The organism is Agromyces sp. GL_144 (assembly GCF_057834305.1).
In genome coordinates this window covers 85,234-100,993 of record NZ_CM174399.1, presented here as the reverse complement: position 1 = coordinate 100,993, position 15,760 = coordinate 85,234, and the positions used below count along the sequence as shown (strand labels likewise).

At 68.4% G+C, this 15,760-nt stretch carries 17 protein-coding genes; 11 read left to right on the top strand and 6 right to left on the bottom strand.

All coding sequences use genetic code 11. The features are described 5' to 3' along the window. Positions 1-70: 70 nt before the first annotated feature. Complete coding sequence (locus AC3IPY_RS00465; RefSeq protein WP_489186035.1) at positions 71-718, bottom strand: hypothetical protein; 648 nt, start codon at positions 716-718, stop codon at positions 71-73. Between the two features lie 169 nt (positions 719-887). Between AC3IPY_RS00465 and AC3IPY_RS00460 the strand changes: the two genes are divergently transcribed. After that, entirely contained in the window at positions 888-1,535 is a 648-nt protein-coding gene (locus AC3IPY_RS00460; protein WP_489186034.1) for a GIY-YIG nuclease family protein, read from the top strand. 369 nt (positions 1,536-1,904) lie between these two features. Here the strand turns inward: AC3IPY_RS00460 and AC3IPY_RS00455 are convergent, their stop codons facing one another. Then, positions 1,905-2,837: an EamA family transporter gene (locus AC3IPY_RS00455; RefSeq protein ID WP_489186033.1), complete on the bottom strand. Its 933-nt coding sequence runs from the start codon at positions 2,835-2,837 to the stop codon at positions 1,905-1,907. A gap of 91 nt (positions 2,838-2,928) precedes the next feature. Here AC3IPY_RS00455 and AC3IPY_RS00450 point away from each other — a divergent pair, with 91 nt between their 5' ends. Further along, the gene (locus AC3IPY_RS00450; RefSeq protein WP_489186032.1) at positions 2,929-3,315 is read left to right on the top strand and encodes an MmcQ/YjbR family DNA-binding protein; all 387 of its coding nucleotides are present in this window, start codon (positions 2,929-2,931) and stop codon (positions 3,313-3,315) included. A 54-nt stretch (positions 3,316-3,369) separates the two neighbouring features. Here AC3IPY_RS00450 and AC3IPY_RS00445 read toward each other — a convergent pair whose 3' ends face one another. From AC3IPY_RS00445 to AC3IPY_RS00435, 3 genes are all read right to left on the bottom strand, one after another. Beyond that, on the bottom strand, positions 3,370-4,806 hold the full coding sequence (locus AC3IPY_RS00445) for a DUF1254 domain-containing protein (protein WP_489186031.1): 1,437 nt from the start codon (positions 4,804-4,806) through the stop codon (positions 3,370-3,372). A 97-nt stretch (positions 4,807-4,903) separates the two neighbouring features. Beyond that, entirely contained in the window at positions 4,904-5,770 is an 867-nt protein-coding gene (locus AC3IPY_RS00440) for an AraC family transcriptional regulator (protein ID WP_489186030.1), read from the bottom strand. A gap of 73 nt (positions 5,771-5,843) precedes the next feature. Further along, positions 5,844-7,172: a DUF1254 domain-containing protein gene (locus AC3IPY_RS00435; protein WP_489186029.1), complete on the bottom strand. Its 1,329-nt coding sequence runs from the start codon at positions 7,170-7,172 to the stop codon at positions 5,844-5,846. A 155-nt stretch (positions 7,173-7,327) separates the two neighbouring features. On the opposite strand from AC3IPY_RS00435, the gene AC3IPY_RS00430 reads away from it, so the two are divergent. The 6 genes from AC3IPY_RS00430 to AC3IPY_RS00405 all read left to right on the top strand — a co-directional run bounded on the left by AC3IPY_RS00430 (position 7,328) and on the right by AC3IPY_RS00405 (position 11,920). Next, a complete protein-coding gene (locus AC3IPY_RS00430) occupies positions 7,328-8,053 on the top strand; it encodes an AAA family ATPase (RefSeq protein ID WP_489186028.1) in 726 nt (241 codons plus the stop codon). A gap of 405 nt (positions 8,054-8,458) precedes the next feature. Continuing rightward, positions 8,459-8,821 carry a hypothetical protein gene (locus AC3IPY_RS00425; protein WP_489186027.1) on the top strand — a complete coding sequence of 121 codons (363 nt, stop codon included), beginning with the start codon at positions 8,459-8,461 and terminating at the stop codon, positions 8,819-8,821. Between the two features lie 228 nt (positions 8,822-9,049). Further along, positions 9,050-10,063 carry a PDDEXK nuclease domain-containing protein gene (locus tag AC3IPY_RS00420; protein ID WP_489186026.1) on the top strand — a complete coding sequence of 338 codons (1,014 nt, stop codon included), beginning with the start codon at positions 9,050-9,052 and terminating at the stop codon, positions 10,061-10,063. Positions 10,064-10,210: 147 nt separating this feature from the next. Continuing rightward, a complete protein-coding gene (locus tag AC3IPY_RS00415) occupies positions 10,211-10,639 on the top strand; it encodes a MerR family transcriptional regulator (protein WP_489186025.1) in 429 nt (142 codons plus the stop codon). Continuing rightward, a complete protein-coding gene (locus tag AC3IPY_RS00410) occupies positions 10,632-11,036 on the top strand; it encodes a carboxymuconolactone decarboxylase family protein (protein ID WP_489186024.1) in 405 nt (134 codons plus the stop codon). The genes AC3IPY_RS00415 and AC3IPY_RS00410 overlap by 8 nt, the downstream gene beginning before the upstream one ends. A 272-nt stretch (positions 11,037-11,308) precedes the next feature. Beyond that, a complete protein-coding gene (locus AC3IPY_RS00405) occupies positions 11,309-11,920 on the top strand; it encodes an NAD(P)H-dependent oxidoreductase (protein ID WP_489188389.1) in 612 nt (203 codons plus the stop codon). A 231-nt stretch (positions 11,921-12,151) separates the two neighbouring features. Here the strand turns inward: AC3IPY_RS00405 and AC3IPY_RS00400 are convergent, their stop codons facing one another. Beyond that, positions 12,152-12,589 (bottom strand): winged helix-turn-helix transcriptional regulator, encoded by a 438-nt coding sequence (locus AC3IPY_RS00400; protein ID WP_489186023.1) that lies wholly within the window; start codon positions 12,587-12,589, stop codon positions 12,152-12,154. 136 nt (positions 12,590-12,725) lie between these two features. On the opposite strand from AC3IPY_RS00400, the gene AC3IPY_RS00395 reads away from it, so the two are divergent. The 3 genes from AC3IPY_RS00395 to AC3IPY_RS00385 all read left to right on the top strand — a co-directional run bounded on the left by AC3IPY_RS00395 (position 12,726) and on the right by AC3IPY_RS00385 (position 15,195). Next, positions 12,726-13,643, top strand: coding sequence for an NADP-dependent oxidoreductase (locus tag AC3IPY_RS00395; protein WP_489186022.1), 918 nt, complete (start codon positions 12,726-12,728; stop codon positions 13,641-13,643). Next, positions 13,640-14,017: a DUF4267 domain-containing protein gene (locus tag AC3IPY_RS00390; protein ID WP_489186021.1), complete on the top strand. Its 378-nt coding sequence runs from the start codon at positions 13,640-13,642 to the stop codon at positions 14,015-14,017. The genes AC3IPY_RS00395 and AC3IPY_RS00390 overlap by 4 nt, the downstream gene beginning before the upstream one ends. Positions 14,018-14,205: 188 nt before the next feature. After that, complete coding sequence (locus tag AC3IPY_RS00385; RefSeq protein WP_489186020.1) at positions 14,206-15,195, top strand: IS481 family transposase; 990 nt, start codon at positions 14,206-14,208, stop codon at positions 15,193-15,195. Positions 15,196-15,760 lie beyond the last annotated feature (565 nt).

Genomic DNA, 15,760 nt, shown 5'->3' with positions numbered 1-15,760 from the left:
CGCCGGCGCGCCTACCGGCCGGCTGCCGCGCAGGGTCTCGATACGCTGCGCCACTCGACCGGCGGGCCGCCTACCAACCCCCGAAGGCGTCGTCGAGCGCATCGCGTTCCTCGCGCCGCTGTCGCACCTCGCCGAGGTCGCGCAGCAGGTCGGAGGCGACCCCGGCCATGCGGTCGTCGCGCTCGGCGATGTACGTCTCGTCGACCTCGATGTCGGGCCAGTCGCGTGCGAGGCGCTGCTCGATCGCGTCGGAGAGCTCGGCCCAGGCGTCTTGGCGCGCGCGCTCGGCGAACTGCGCGAGGTACTCGGAGTCGCCGCGCAGCTCGCCCAGCCGCTGCGCCACGGCCTCGTTGATGCGTTCGCGCAGGCGCAGGTTCCACGAGTCGGCGCGGTGGTAGTCGTGCTGGTGCGCCGAGCGGCCCTCGCGCTTGGCCGCGGTCTCGCGCTCGGTCTCGGCCCATTCGGCCACCTGGTCGAGCTCGTGGATGAGCTCGCGCAGCACCTCGCGAGCCTCGGCCGACGCCCGCTCGCTGTCGAACGGCTCGTCGCCGCGCAGCGCGCGCACGATGATGCGGTTCTTCAGCGCCATGCGCCCGGCCGCCTCGGCGACGAGCAGCCCTTCGTTGAAGGTCTCGTCGAACGTGAGCGGTTCGGCCTCGGGCAGCGCGCTGCGGTCGAACGGGGTGAACCGTCGCCGTTTGCGCTTCCACCACGCCATGCCGCCCGCCTCGCTTCCGACGCCTGCCCGACGCCCGCCCCGACGCCGCGAACGCCTGCGACCGTCGGAGATCGAGCCTATCGCGGGGTCGCCCACGTGTCTCCGGCGCGGTCGGTGTGGGCGGTCGGTGTGGGCGGTCGGTGTGGGCGGTCCCGCGTAGCCTTCGGGCATGCAGCGAGCGAATGCCTCGGGCCCGACCTGTCGGCTCACCGACAGGTCGGGCGTGCCGTGCGGGCGGCCCCTCGCCGCACCCGCGCACGGGGCGGGCGACGACGGGCTCGCGGCATCCGGCGCCCTCGATCCAGGGCTCACTCCCGGTGCCGACCTCGGACTGTGCACGACGCATCTGCTCGAGACGTACGACCGCGTCGCCGCCGACGTCGGCGTGACCGATCTCGCACCGTCGCCGTGCCGGGCGTGCGGATGCCGCGTGGGCGTGCGCTACCCGTCTGGCTGGCTCTGCGCCGACTGCGAGTGGGCCGCGGGCGAGGTGCCCGACCCCGAGCTGATGCCCGTGCGCGTCGAGGTGGTCTACTACGTGCGGCACCGCGAGCAGGTGAAGATCGGCACGTCGGCCAATCCGCGGCAGCGGCTCTCGGTGATCCCGCACGAGGAGGTGCTCGCGTTCGAGCCAGGCGGGCGCCGCGTCGAACAGCGCCGGCACGCGCAGTTCGCCGAGCATCGGTTCGCGGGCACGGAGTGGTTCGCGCGGCATCCGGCGCTCAACCGGCACATCGAGGCCCTCGCACTCGGCATCGACGACCCGTGGGCCGAGTACGACCGCTGGGTGAGCCGGCGGCACGCCGCCCGCGGCTGACCCGATCGCCGGCTGACCCTGGCCCGCAGACCCCATCGCCGGCAGACTCGTGCCCGCAGACCCGATTGCCGGCAGACCCGCGCCCGCAGACCCCATACCGACTGACACGGTGGGCGCCGCGGTGTGCCGCTCCCGGACGCGGTGCCGGATGGCACTTCGGCACCGACCGCGCGATCAGACGCCTCCGCCGAGGAACCCGAACGGCCGATGCATCCGCGAACCCGGTACCGACCGGTACTTCGGTACCGGGTTCGCGAACGACACGCCACCACCGGTCGCCGCCACCACAATCCGCCGGCCACCAGCCGCCGGCCACCAGCGCAACCGCCCGGCTGGCCGGCTCGCGCGCCGACCCGGCCAGACCCGGCGTCAGACCATGCCCTCGGCGGTCTGCTCGAGGTCGGACTTCGCCCGCTCGCGCTGCGTCGCGATGGCCGTGCCCGCGGCGCCGCAGACGATCGCGATCGCGAGCACCTCGACGAGCGAGAACGTCTCCGAGAGCACGAGCCAGCCGAAGATCGCGGCGATCACCGGGCCGAAGCTCGTGATGATCGAGTAGAGCCGGGGCGAGATGCGCCGCAGGATGAACGTGTCGAGGCTGTACGGCAGCGCCGACGAGAGCACGCCGACGCCGAGCAGCAGCAGCACGACGCCCCAGTCGATGACCGCCGGGTCGAAGGTCGCGACCGCGAACGGCACGAGCAGCGCGAGGCTCACGATGCTCGCGACCGTGAGGCCCTCGAGTCCGGGCAGGCCGACGGCGACCCGGCGCGTGAGCAGGATGTACGCCGCCCAGGTCGCGGCCGCCGTCAACGCGAGCGCGACACCCCAGGGGTCGATGGCCGCGGCATCCGAGGAGCCGGGTCCGATGAGCAGCACGACGCCGAGACCCGCCGCGACGGCGCACACCACGTCGAGCCAGCGCCGCGAGGTCGCGAGGGCGAGGGCGAGCGGCCCGAGGAACTCGATCGTCGCCGCGATACCGAGCCCGAGCAGGTGCACCGACTCGTAGAATGCGACGTTCATGACGGCGAGCACGACCCCGAGCGCAAGCGCCGGCCACAGGCGCGACCAGGTGAGCTCGGCCCGCTTCGGGCGGTAGAACGGCAGCACCACGACGAGCATCACGAACTGGCGCACGGCGACGACCACGAACGATCCGACCACCGGAATCACGAGGCCCGCGAGCGAGGAGCCGAAGTTGATCGACACCTCGGTGCCGAGCTGCGTCGCGGCGCCCGTGAACCGACGGCGCTGCAGCGCGGCATCCGTCGTCGCGCTCGGCTGGGGCTCGTGGGTCACCGTACGAAGATACGTGCAATTCCGGGCGTCGGATGCCGCGGGCCGGCGCCCGCCCGTGAGCCCTGTCGGATGCTCGGCATAGGCTCGCTGCGTGGCCACCCTCGACGACCTGCGCCGCACCGCCGCCGGCCTCCCCGGCAGCGAGGAGCGCGCGACCACCGGCGGCGCCGCATGGTTCGTGCGCAACAGGCTCTACGCGTGGCAATGCCATCCGTGGCCGAGCATCCCCGAAGACGTGCGCGAGATCGTCGCATCCGAACTCGTGGTCGGTGTGAAGGTGGCCGAGCCCATCGACGCGCGCGCGCTCGTGCAGATGGCGCCCGACGTGTTCCTGCGCACCACGACCCCCTGGGGTGAGCCCAAGATCGCGTTCCGCATGGCCGGCATCGACCTCGACCACCTCGCCGAGCTCGTGACCGAGGCCTGGCGCGTGCAGGCACCCAAGTACCTCCGGCGCGAGTTCGACGACCTCACGTGACCGAATCGGGCGAGTCGTTCGGCGCCACCGGCGTTCACGTCCTCGGGCCCGGCCTCAGTCGATCGGCTCGAACTCGTTGAGCCGCCAGGTCTGGTCGAACCACGGCTGCAGGGGTCCGTAGAGCCGGAAGAGCTGGAACCACGCCTTGCCGGGAATCGTCTCGACCCAGTTCGACTCCTTGCTCTCTGGCGCGCTCGGGCCGAAGTAGAGGTCGTACGAGCCGTCGTCGTTCGCCTGCACCTTGCCGTCGTTGCTCGCCACCGCCGGATACGGCGTCGACGGAACGACCAGCAGCGAACGGGTCTGGGTGTCGTAGACATCGACCGCCCAGAAGTTCTTCGCCGGCGGCTCGGCGTCCACGTGCAGCCGGTACGTGCGGGATCCGTCGAGCAGGTCGCCGTTCACGTCGTGGACCGTGTACGCGTAGGCCGAGCCCGCCCCCACCTGGGCGTGCGCCATGGCGGGCGTGATGACCGTGGCGAGGTAGTGGAACTGGGTTCGGGCATCGAGCAGGCGGGCGCCGTTGCGCAGGAACTCGTAGCTGCCGCCCACGAATCCGTTGCGCCAGGAGCCGTAGAGCACGGCGTCGGGGTCGCGCGGCACGTAGGCGATCACGCGCGCGATGCCGGCGGCGATCGGCGCGGCCTTCTCGAGGATGCCCCTGAGCCGGGCATCGGGGGCGAAGGGCTGTCCCTTCACGATGCCGATCCCGGCGAGCTGCCCCGCGCGTTCGGCGTCGAGCGCCTCGATCGGCTCCTCCTGCACGAGTTCGGCGACCTCCTCGTAGAACGAGAAGTCGTTGGCGTGCACCGTGTTGAACGACAGCTCGGCGAGGTTGACGAACTCGTTCGGCTCGGGATGCCCGGCCTCCGCCAGCGGGTAGATGCGCGTCTGCTTCATGGCGGGCACGCCGCCGAGGGCGCGCAGCACCACGAAGTTCGTGTACGTGGGCGACCGGAAGGTGAAGTACCCGTCGGGGACCTCGCCGTCGTAGCCCGGCGGGAGGAACAGGTACTTGCCGCCCGCTCCCCGATCGGGGCCGGCGATGCCCATGTCGGCGACGTACCGGAACCAGAAGTCGTCGACCACGCAGAGCGACTCGGGCGGCGCCTCGATGACCGTGGGACCCCAGGCCTTCAGGTCGAGCATCGTGACGCCGTAGGTCGTCTCGGTGTTCGGGGTGAGCAAGAGCGCCTTCGAGGTCGCCCTCGGCTCGGTGATGCCGATCTGCCGGGCCGACGTGACGCCCGCCTCGCGCAGCCCGTTGCGGAACGCCACGAGCGACGCGCCGGGCACGGCGTTGAGGAATACCTCGATGGCCCGCATGAGATCGAGCGCGTCGTACGCGGTCGTGACGGTCTCGGGCAGCGGCAGCCCGTCGAAGAATCGAAGGTCGCCGAACGGCGAGGCGACGGTGTCCCCGGTGCTCAGCGACGCCACCGCCCTCGCCATCTCGTCCGTATCGGCCCCTGCGTGATCGTGTTCCGACATGCATCTCCCCCATCAGCGATGTGCGTGGCTTCACTCTGACAGCGGGAGACCCCGAGGACAAGCGATCGGATGCCGCGGTCAGGCGTGCGGTGTGCGGTCAGGCGCGCTCCACCGGGAGCCACAGCTCGCAGGTCGCGGTGCTGAAGTCGGCGGCGCGCTCGAGCACGGCCACGATCGAGGGGCCCGGCCGCAGCCGCCACGGGTTCGAGGGGAACCAATCGGTGGCGGTCGCCGCCCACGTGGACTGCAACGCTGCCGGATACGCGCCCTCGGTGCGGAACACCGCCCAACTCCCGGCCGGGACGGCGATCACGTCGAGGTCTTCGGGCACGGCCGTGGCATCCGTCACGGCGACGCCGTGCAGGTAGGTGAGCTCGCTGCCCTCGGTGGCGTCGGGGTCCACGTCGGCGCTCACCTGGAGGAGCCCGTCGGGCTCGGTGTCGCTCAGCTCCTTGAGGCGGGCATGCTCGGTCGCGGGCAGCGACGCGATGAACGCCTGGATGTGCGGATTCGCGCCCTCATGGATGAGCGGCACGCGGGTCGAGTGCCCGATGAGTCGGAAGGCCGGTCGGTCTGCGATGCGGGTGTCCATCGTGGTGTTCCCTTCTACGGTCAGGCGGAACCTGAGCTGCGGTTGCGTACGAAGGGGGCCGCCGTCTCGGCGGACGTCGGATGGGCCGACACCGTGCACCGATCGGAACGCTCGGGTGAACGCCTCGGTGGAGCCGTAGCCGAACCGCACGGCAATGCCCAACAGCTCGCCATCGCCGAGCACCTCGGCCGCGGCGACGGACATGCGGCGCCGCCGAACGTACTCGGACAACGGCATGCCGGCCAGCGACGAGAACATCCGGCGCACGTGGTACTCCGTCGTGCCGAGGCTGCTCGCGAGGCCGGCGATGTCGGTCTCCTCGGTGAGGTGACCCTCGACGTACTCGACGAGACGGTTGAGAACTGCAATCACGGTTCCCCCTTTCGACTCCAAGCCTGCCGATCGGTCCAGACCCGCACCCGACTATCGCGGTCCGATCCGATCGCTACTCGACGCGGCGGATCGGCGGCAGGACGTAACTTCCGTCGAGGACGGCTTCGCGAGGCTGGTAGATGCGGAGCATCGGCCGGAAGTCCCCCTCGGGCGCCGGCAGCCAGTTCGCCCGCTTCTCGGCGTCGGCCGGCTCGTCGTGCTGGATCGTGATGGTCAGGGAGCCGTCGTCGGCAGCGACGGTGCCGGGGGTGCGATCGCCGATGGAGTACCGGTCGATCGGGTTCTCCACCAGGTAGTACTCGGGCATCGAGTACATCGTGAGCGACCAGAACGCGTCGACGGGCGGAAGCTCGGTGAAGGTGATCTCGTAGCGACGGGCGCCGGTGAGCTGCTCGCCGTTCTCGTCGACGTAGACCTGCGGATAGACCGCCTCATAGGCGTGGTTGCCCCAGAGCGCGTTCCTCGCGGCGACGGCCCGGTCGAGATAGGCGGTGTCGCGATCGCCGATCTTCCACTCGTCTGAGTCGATCGCGCCGATGCTGAACGCGTCGCGGTTGTAGTCGAAGAGGTGAAGGCTCATCTGCCAGCCGTTGACGGCGTCGGGGTCCGGCGCCGTTGCGGCATCCTCGACCCGCTTCTGCCCGGCCACGAGTCCGGCCGTGAGCACCTGCGTGAGATCTGCGGATGCCTCGTGGTACGGGCTTTCCGCGTCGAGCACGCCGAGCGGGCCGAGGGTGGCGAGGAAGGCCCGATCGGCGTCGCCCGTCGGCGGGTTCGCCTGCGACCACGACCGCAGCTGCTCCCAGAAGTGCAGCGGCTTGGACAGGCTCGCATCGGCCTGCGCGATGCCGGCCGGCTCGGCAGCACCGTCGGTGCGAGTGAGGGTGAATTGCTTCTGGAGCTCGAGCACGCGCGGGAGGTCGTCGACGCCGTCGCAGGCGAGGCGACCGACGATGCTGACGATGTTCGTCGGCGCGGAGATGACGGGCCGGCCGTCGGCGTCCCCGGCCCAGCCGGGCGGCGCGATGAGGTACTCGGCCTCGGCGGTGCCGGTGGCACGGCGGCCGATGTAGGCGAAGTTGTTCGTCCACGCGTCGACGAACTGCAGCACGTAGTAGGCGCCACCGGTGTCGGGCACGTGCAGCACGAGCGGGCCGCCCGACAGGTCGAGTTGCGCGAGCGCGTACACGGTGTCGTTGTTGACGCTGACGAACGGGTCGGCGGGGGTTGCGAGCTTCTGGGCGAAGCCGAACTCGTTGAACGGAGTCGCCGGCAGGGATCCCATGCCGCTGTGGGCGATCGCCTGGAGCGCGTTGAGGTTGTAGACGAGGGGGTAGCCGAAGACATATGCGTCGGCGGCGAGTTCCGCGAGGTCGGTCATGTTCACTTCCGGTCGATCGAAACGGGTGGTGGTGGGAGACGGCAACGGGCCGGTGCCGTGGCCCCTTCGACCCTACGACCCGGCCTGCCTGCTGTCACCGAAATGCGACCGACGGGTCGTGGCGCAGTGTCCGCAGCGACTGAGACACTGGGCGCGTGCTGTCACCGCAACCACCCGTCGTCAGGATCTCCGCGGCCGATCCGGATGCTGCGGCGACGAAGCAGTGGCCCGGGAGCATCCCTGCGGTGCGACAACTGTTGAAGGATGGACTCCGGCTGGATCCCGGCATCACGTTTCTCGTCGGAGAGAACGGGTCGGGCAAGTCGACGATCCTCGAGGGCGTCGCGCTGGCCTACGGCATGTCGCCCGAGGGCGGCTCGACGAACGCCCGGCACACGACCAGGGCCACAGAGTCGCCGTTGTCGGAGTGGCTCCGACTGCAGCGCGGCGCCGGTGCGAGCAGGTGGGGTTTCTTCCTGCGCGCCGAGACGATGCACTCGTTCTACACCTACCTCGAGGCGAATCCTTCCCCAGGGCCGGAGCCGCGGTTCCACGAGATGAGCCACGGCGAGTCCTTCCTCGCGATCCTCGACACCCGCTTCGACTCTCCGGCGTTCTACTGCCTCGACGAGCCAGAGGCCGCGCTCTCGTTCTCCTCGACGCTCACGCTGATCGCGACCCTGCGGCAGATCGCCGACGACGGCGGCCAGATCCTCTGCGCCACGCACTCACCGGTTCTCGCCGCCCTTCCGGGCGCCAAGATCCTCGAGGTCGGGCCATGGGGAATGCGCCCGACCGCGTGGGAGGACCTCGACCTCGTCCAGCATTGGAAGTCCTACCTGGACTCCCCCCAGCGATACCTCCGGCACCTGCTCGGCTGAGCGACTGTAGGTTCCGCGTGAAGATGGCAAATTCCGATACTTGGCATCTAGATGGCATTTGCCATTTGTCGCGGATTTCTATTTCGACGACGACCGTCGGGCCTCCTCGATCGGTGCCGACGCCGTTGCAGTAGACGCACCTGTGCGGGCGTTCTCACCGGGCTGGGTAAACGGGCACCGCGCTTCGCCATGATGCACCGAGCTCATTCGACGATCGAGCCACGCCCGCTGCCCGACCGGCTATCGGGCGGAATCGGGTTGCGGCGCTGGTCCGGTCCGGAGCCAGTCGTCTGAGTCTCGCAGAGCCCGATCGGGCATGATGGGCACGTCGAGAAGGGACTGGCTGAGTTGCCATCAGAGACGTACGTTCCAAACGAGCTGCTTTCGCGCCTGGTCGGCGACCGGATGTATTCCGTCGAGATTGTCCTCAACGACTATGTGCAGTTTCGCTTCGACGGCACGCCAGGTGCGGGAAGTCCCGTCACCCTGAACAGTTACGTGTGGCCGGTTGTCGAGGTGGATGCGCGGTCGTGGCGCGAGTCCGACTTGGGCTACGCCGACGCTCTGCGCCGACTGACACCCGGGGTCGTGCTGTCCACGAGTGAAGCATCAGGTACCGGGCTTCGCGTTGTTCTCGACACGGGCTCCCTGCTTATCAATCCGAACGCGGATGAGGTCTACGTCGAGATTGCGGAGATCATGGGCTTTCACGACGGGGCGTGGATGGTCTGGCGCCCCGACGAGGACACCTTCGAGAACCTCGGATAGGAGAGCCGCGCGAGTTCCTCGACGCTGCCCGACAGCGCATCGAGAGTCGGCATCGAAGTGCGCGCTGACGGATCGCTCAAATGAGACGCCCGAAGCGTGCGCAGCCCAAGTCGGACTCCCGTGTTCGCCCGCCTCTGGACTTCGGCGCTCGGTGGCGGCGTTCAGTGGTCACTCGGTGCCGCCGATCGGGGCCGCGTCGACGACGGCGGCCGCGGATATGCTCGGCGCATGTCTGAGATGGCGCTTCCGGGTGATTACGCGAGCGTGCTCATCGGGCTCGCGGAGCGCGTGCGCGAGTCGCGTTACCGCGCCCAGCGGCAGGTCAATACCGAGCTGATCCGCCTCAATTGGCACATCGGTAACGTGCTCGCAGAGCGCACCGATGATGCCCAGTGGGGTGCCAAGGTGATCCAGCGGCTCTCTTCCGACCTGCGTGCCGAGTTCCCAGACTCCCGTGGGTTTTCGCCCCGCAACCTGATCTATATGCGCTCATTCGCTCGGGCCTGGCCGGAACCTACCGAGATTGCGCAACAGCCTGTTGCGCAGTTGCCGTGGGGACACATCACCGTGCTCCTCGACAAGCTCGCTGACCAGGAGTTGCGGGATTGGTACGCCGGACAAACCGTCGCCCACGGGTGGACACGCGGGACGCTCGAGCATCACATCAAGACCACTGCGCACCTGCGGTTCGGGATGGCGCCGGCGAACTTCGATCGCATCCTGGAACCTGGGGCATCCGACCTTGCGCAGCAGATCACGAAGGACCCCTACGTGTTCGACTTCCTCCGCATCGAGCCGGGCCACGCGGAGAGGGAGCTCGAGCAGGCGCTCGTGGAACGGATCATCGAGACACTCGGAGAGCTGGGCAGCGGATTCAGCTTCGCTGGGCGGCAAGTCCCATTCGATGTCGACGGCGACGAGTTCTTTGTCGACCTCTTGTTCTTCCACGTCGAGCAGTTGCGCTACGTCGTGGTCGAGCTGAAGGTCGGCAAGTTCAAGCCCGAGTACGCCGGCCAGCTCGGCTTCTACGTCGAGCTCGTTGAGGACCGGCTGCGCCGCCCAGCACACGGGGCGACCGTTGGCCTCCTGTTGTGCACGGACAAGAATGACCGTGTGGTGCGCTACGCCCTCGCAAGTAGCAACCAGCCCATCGCGATAGCCAGCTACGACCTGCTCCCCGCCGCTGAACGAGCGGTACTTCCCTCAGAGGCTGACATCCAACGCGTGCTCGAAACCCCGTGAGCAGTTCGCGCAACAGATCGTTGCGCGATTGCCCAATCGAGCCAACTCAGTGCGAATCTGTGGCCCGCAGGCGGATGGCTAAACGGGCCCAAGACGTGAATTTCACGACTTGACTTCGAGTGCGCTCTAACTCCTAGCCTCTTCATTGTGACGACGGACGAGAACGAGACCATGGGCCTGACGGTCGCGCAGATGGCAGCTGTGATCGGGGTGTCGGCCCACACGCTGCGCTATTACGAGCGAGCCGGGCTGATCCACCCGGTCGCGCGAACCTCAGCGAACCAGCGCCGGTACTCCGACGGGGATGTCGAATGGTTGCGGTTTCTGCTGCGGCTGCGCGAGACCGGCATGCCGATCGCGCAGGTTCGCGAGTATGCGGACCTGCGCGCCGAAGGCCCGTCGACCATCGGAACGAGGCTGGCGCTGCTCGAAACCCATCACACCGCGCTCCGCGAGCAGATCGCCGTGCTGAAGCGGCACGAGCATGCCCTCGACATCAAGATCTCGACCTACCGCCACGACCTCGCGCAACCGCGCACCGACGACATCGACGAAGGAGCAGACATTCATGACTGAAGCCACGACCCGCGAAGAGCGCTACGAGCACGGACGAACGGTTCTCGACGCCGTCGACGGAACCGCCGGCGCGAACGTCATCGACTCCCTGAAGGACATCTCTCCCGAACTCGGACACCAGGTCGTCGCCTGGGGATTCGGTGAGATCTACTCGCGACCCGAACTTGCGCCACGCGACCGCCAACTCGTCACCCTCGGCATGCTGACCGCGCTCGGGGGCTGCGAACCACAACTCGAGGTCCACATCAACGCCGCCCTCAACGTCGGCCTGACCCCGCAACAGATCATCGAAGCGCTCCTTCACTCCGCCGTCTACTGCGGATTCCCGCGCGCCCTGAACGCCACGCTCGTCGCGAAGAAGGTCTTCACCGAAAGGGGCCTCCTTCCGCTTGCTTGATCGCGCTGCTTCCGAGTAGGTCTTCGTGTGATCCGCAGGACAGCGCCGATCTCAATCGAATCGTCACCTGGATCGAACGGACGTATCACCGCAGACGCCGGCAACGCCGGCTCGGGAGACTCACCCCGATCGAGCTCGAGACAATCAACTCCAGAGGCCGCTCACGCGGCCTGAAAACCCAACAAGACGAGTCAACCAAACCGTCAGCAGTCCCGACGGCGAGTGAGGCATCCCGGACCACACACAACCCTCAACACCGACAGGACGCCTTGATGCCCATCGCCATGGTGGTACTCGCCCACCCGAATCGCGGAAGCTTCAACCACGCCATCGCCGACTCAGCCGCGGCAGGATTCGAGGCAGCGGGCTTCGAGGTGCGCAGACACGACCTCTACGCGGAGGGGTTCGACCCGCTCCTCTCGGCTGGCGACACCGACATGTCGCGATCACCCGCTGAGATACTGGCGGACGGGACAGACGAGGTGCTCAGCCAGCATCGACGTGATCTGGTCGCCGCCTCCGCGCTCGTCATCGTGCACCCGAACTGGTGGGGAAAACCACCGGCCATGATGGCCGGCTGGATCGACCGCGTGCTCATCCCCGGCGTCGCCTACACGCTCGATGACCCCATCGGCCTGCCCACCTCCTTACTTCAGCTGAGTTCGCTCTACGTGGTCAACACCTCCGACACAACGGCCGAACGGGAAAGCGCCTTGTTCGGTGACCCGCTCCAGCAGATCTGGCAGCACTGCGTCGGCAACTACCTCGGCGACCCGGTCTTCGACCGTCGCGTCCTGCGCACCATCTCCGACTCAACCCCGCCCCAACGCCAGGAATGGCTCACTACGGTGCGGCGCGACACCGAGAAGATCGGCACGAGATGAGAGATCATCAGACTCGGAGCTTCATCTGGCGCGGTCGCACGGTCCGTTGGGACAGTTTCGGTTCGCCGAGCTCCGCCTTCGGCTCGGCTCCAGGCGGGACCCGGGCCGCAAATGTATGGCCTTCCCGCCGGGCACGACGCGATGCACGAGGACCCGGAAGGAGTCGCGGCGCTCCTGCTCGGCGACGAGGCTTGGCATCGACAGCTGACCAGGCTGGTTCCGGACTGCAGGTCAGGCTCCGTCGCCCGCCTGTCGCTGGTCGTGGTGGTCGCGATGGGTGAGGACCTCGTCCATATGGCCCTCCGCCCAGGCCTTGATGTCGCGCATGACGCCTTGCAAGGAGAGGCCAAGATCCGTCATCTCATAGGTGACGGTGACGGGCACCGTAGCAGTCACAGTCCTGGTCACCAGCCCGTCACGCTCCAGCGACCGAAGCGTCTGGGTGAGCATCTTCTGGCTCACGCCCGAGATCTGACGAGACAGTTCGGAGTAGCGCATCGGTCGGCGTCCGGGCGCGGGTCCCGAGCCGGGTCCGTCGCCACCGAGCGCGGCGAGCACGAGGGCGACCCATTTGTCGGAGATGCGCGCGAGAAGCTGGCGGCTCGGGCAGACGTCGAGGAAGGCGTCGTACTCCCGCTTCGCCACGGCTCGGTGCTGGGCCGTGGTCATGGTCGGCATGGGCTCTCCCGTCATTCAGTGACTAACGCACCTCAAGGTGCCTACTTCCCGATCGGAAGCGGCGTGTCCATGATGGTGGAGATTCACCCGTTCGGGCAACAGGGCACTGACCAAGGAGCAGAGATTCATGAATCACCAGACATCACGCCGAGCCGTGGTCCGCACGCCGAGCGGACCGGAGTCGATCGAGATCATCGACGCGCCCGTCCCCGAGCCCGGCACGGGCCAGGTGCGGGTCAAGATCGCCGCTGCCGCGATCAACCCCGTCGACCTCGAGGTCGTGAGCGGCCGGCTCCACGGGCTCGGCCTGGTGTCCCAGACCGAGCACACCGGGCTCGGAGCGGACTTCTCGGGCGTCGTCGAGGCCACGGGCGACGGCGTCGACCTGGCCCTCGGCGTACGTGTGGCCGGCTTCATCGGCGGTTTCGACCGAGACCATGGTTCGCACACCGAGCACCTCGTGGTCGATGCGGCGGACGTCGCCGTGCTGCCCGACGGGATGTGCCCCAACGTGGCGGCGAGCATGCCGCTGACCCTCACGACCGCGGCCCAGCTGCTCGACGTCCTCGGTGCCGTGCCGCCCCAGGGGCGCCGACTGCTGGTGACAGGGGCGGCCGGTGCCGTGGGTGCGTCCGTCGTGGTGCTCGCCCAGGAACAGGGCTGGCAGGTAACTGGCCTGGCGCGGCCCGGCGACGAGGGCTTCGTACGCGGGCTCGGCGCCGACTTCGTCGCCGCACCCCAGGGCGGGTGGGACGTCGTCGCCGACGCCGCGGCGATGCAGGAGGAGGCGCTGTCGCTCGTGCGCGACGGCGGGAGGTTCGTCGGCGTCCGGCCCGGGCTGGAGCTCGCCGAGGAGCGCGGCATCACGGTCGGCGTGGTCGTCAGCCGCCCGGACGGGCCGTTGCTCGCGAGGCTGCTTGACCGCGTGGCGGCCGGGACCGTCCCGGCCAGGATCCATGCGACCCTCCCGCTCGCGGAGGTCGTCAGCGCCTACCAGCTGCTGGCCAAGGGCGGCGTCCGCGGCCGGATCGTGGTGCTCCCGTGATCGCCACCGTCGCGACCGTGGTCGCCGGGCTGATCGCCGCGGCCGTCGTGGTCATGGGCACGGGCCCCTTCTGGGCTCCGGGCGCCGCCGCCGGCTTCGGCATCCCCGGCACACCGGTCGAGGACCGCACTTTCCGGTCCTGGGCGCAGGTCAAGGGCAACCGCGACATCGGCACCGGGCTCCTCCTGCTCGTGGTGCTGATCGGCGGCACACCGCAACTCCTCGGCGCGGCCATGATCGTGGCCGCGGTCATGCCGGTCAGCGACGCCGTCACCGTGGCCCGCGCCGGAGGTCCCCGGACGACGGTGTATGGCGTGCACGCCGCGACGGCGGCCTTCATGGTCGCGGTGGGTTTCGTGCTGCTCGTCGCATGACCGACACCGTGGGGTGTTGGCGCTGGCACTGGCGCAACGAACGGGGGCGGTCGAGGCGCGCCGTAGATCTAGATGTGATGTCCGGGGACGTTGTTGTGTGAATCGCGTTTGATCTAACGACGGGTGAAGGCCTCCCGTTGCGAGAGTGGAGCTGTCTAGGAACCGCTCACGCAAAACAGGAGGCCTTCGTGTCCCACGCTAACGCTGCCCTCACCCCGCGCGCTCGTCTGCGCCTGGCCAAGCTCATCGTCGAGGAGAGATGGCCGGTCGCGGTCGCGGCGAAAATGTTCATGATCTCGCCTCCGATGGCCCGGAAGTGGGCTGCCCGGTTCCGGGCCGAAGGCGCTGCGGGCATGCTCGACCGGTCCAGCCGGCCCCACTCGATGCCGACGAAGACATCACCGGACTTGGTGAAGCGGATCGTGAAGCTGCGATGGCGGCGACGGCTCGGACCCGCGCAGATCGCCGGCGAGCTTGGCATGCCCGCTTCGACTGTGCACGCGGTACTCGTGCGGTGCCGGGTCAACCGGCTCAGCCGCATCGATCGCGCCACTGGGGAACCAATCCGCCGCTACGAGCATGACCATCCCGGCTCGATGATCCACGTCGATGTCACCAAGTTCGGCAACATCCCCGATGGCGGCGGGCACCGGTTCGTCGGCCGCCAGCAAGGCGCGAAGAACAAGCTCAGCACGCCAGGCCTACCACGCGGAAAGGACCACAAACCGCGCACCGGAACCGCGTACGTGCACACCGTCATCGACGACTACTCCCGCGTCGCGTACGTCGAGATCTGCAACGACGAACGAGCCGACACCGCGATCGGCGTTCTCCGTCGCGCTACCGCATGGTTCGCAGGTCGGGGCGTGAACATCGAACGCGTGCTGTCCGACAACGGATCCGCGTACCGCTCCTACGCGTGGCGTGATGCCTGCACCGAGCTCGGCATCACCCCGAAACGCACCCGCCCCTACCGCCCGCAAACGAACGGGAAGATCGAACGCTTCCACCGCACCCTCGCCGACGGCTGGGCCTACGCCCGCTTCTACAGCTCAGAGACCGAACGCCGCAACGCACTCCCGGGCTGGATCCACTTCTACAATCAACACAGGCTCCACACCGCGATCGGCGGCCCACCTATCAGCAGACTCAACAACCTGCCTGGACATCACACCTAGAGCTGCCTTCGTAGACCCATCGATCCACAACGCGACCTGCCGGCGCCTCGGCCTCCCACTTCAAAGTTGTCGGCGCCTCGGTTGTATCCGCCCACTGAAATCCGAGGTTCAACCGGGGGGGCCACGCCTCAGACGCCCGTGCGGTGAGTCCACGAGCGTGCTCAGCTGGTGCCCAACGACCCTCGCGTGGTCTTCGTCAAGCGGTCGGTGATCCTCCTGTTGTTGTTTTGGTTCGGCGCTGAGTTCGAGGACGGGGTCGGCGCTCACCTCGCTCCGCGCCGTCCAAGACGTCCTGAACCGCATCGACGTGTACCCGCTCGAGGAATACGACGGCACCGAGAAGCAACAGGACTGGAAGGCCATCCCCGATTACCCGGCGACGGCGACCGCCTCACGGGCGCGAACGACTACACCGTCACCTTCCGGCCGACGCGCCCGTGGAATTCCGCCCGCTCCGCTGCGGACAAATGCCGTGGATTCGTCGCCATGGCGACATCTTCACGCGGAACCTACAGCGACGGGCACGACCCCGTGAGTCACGTCGCAGTCCGTGTCAGGATGAGCC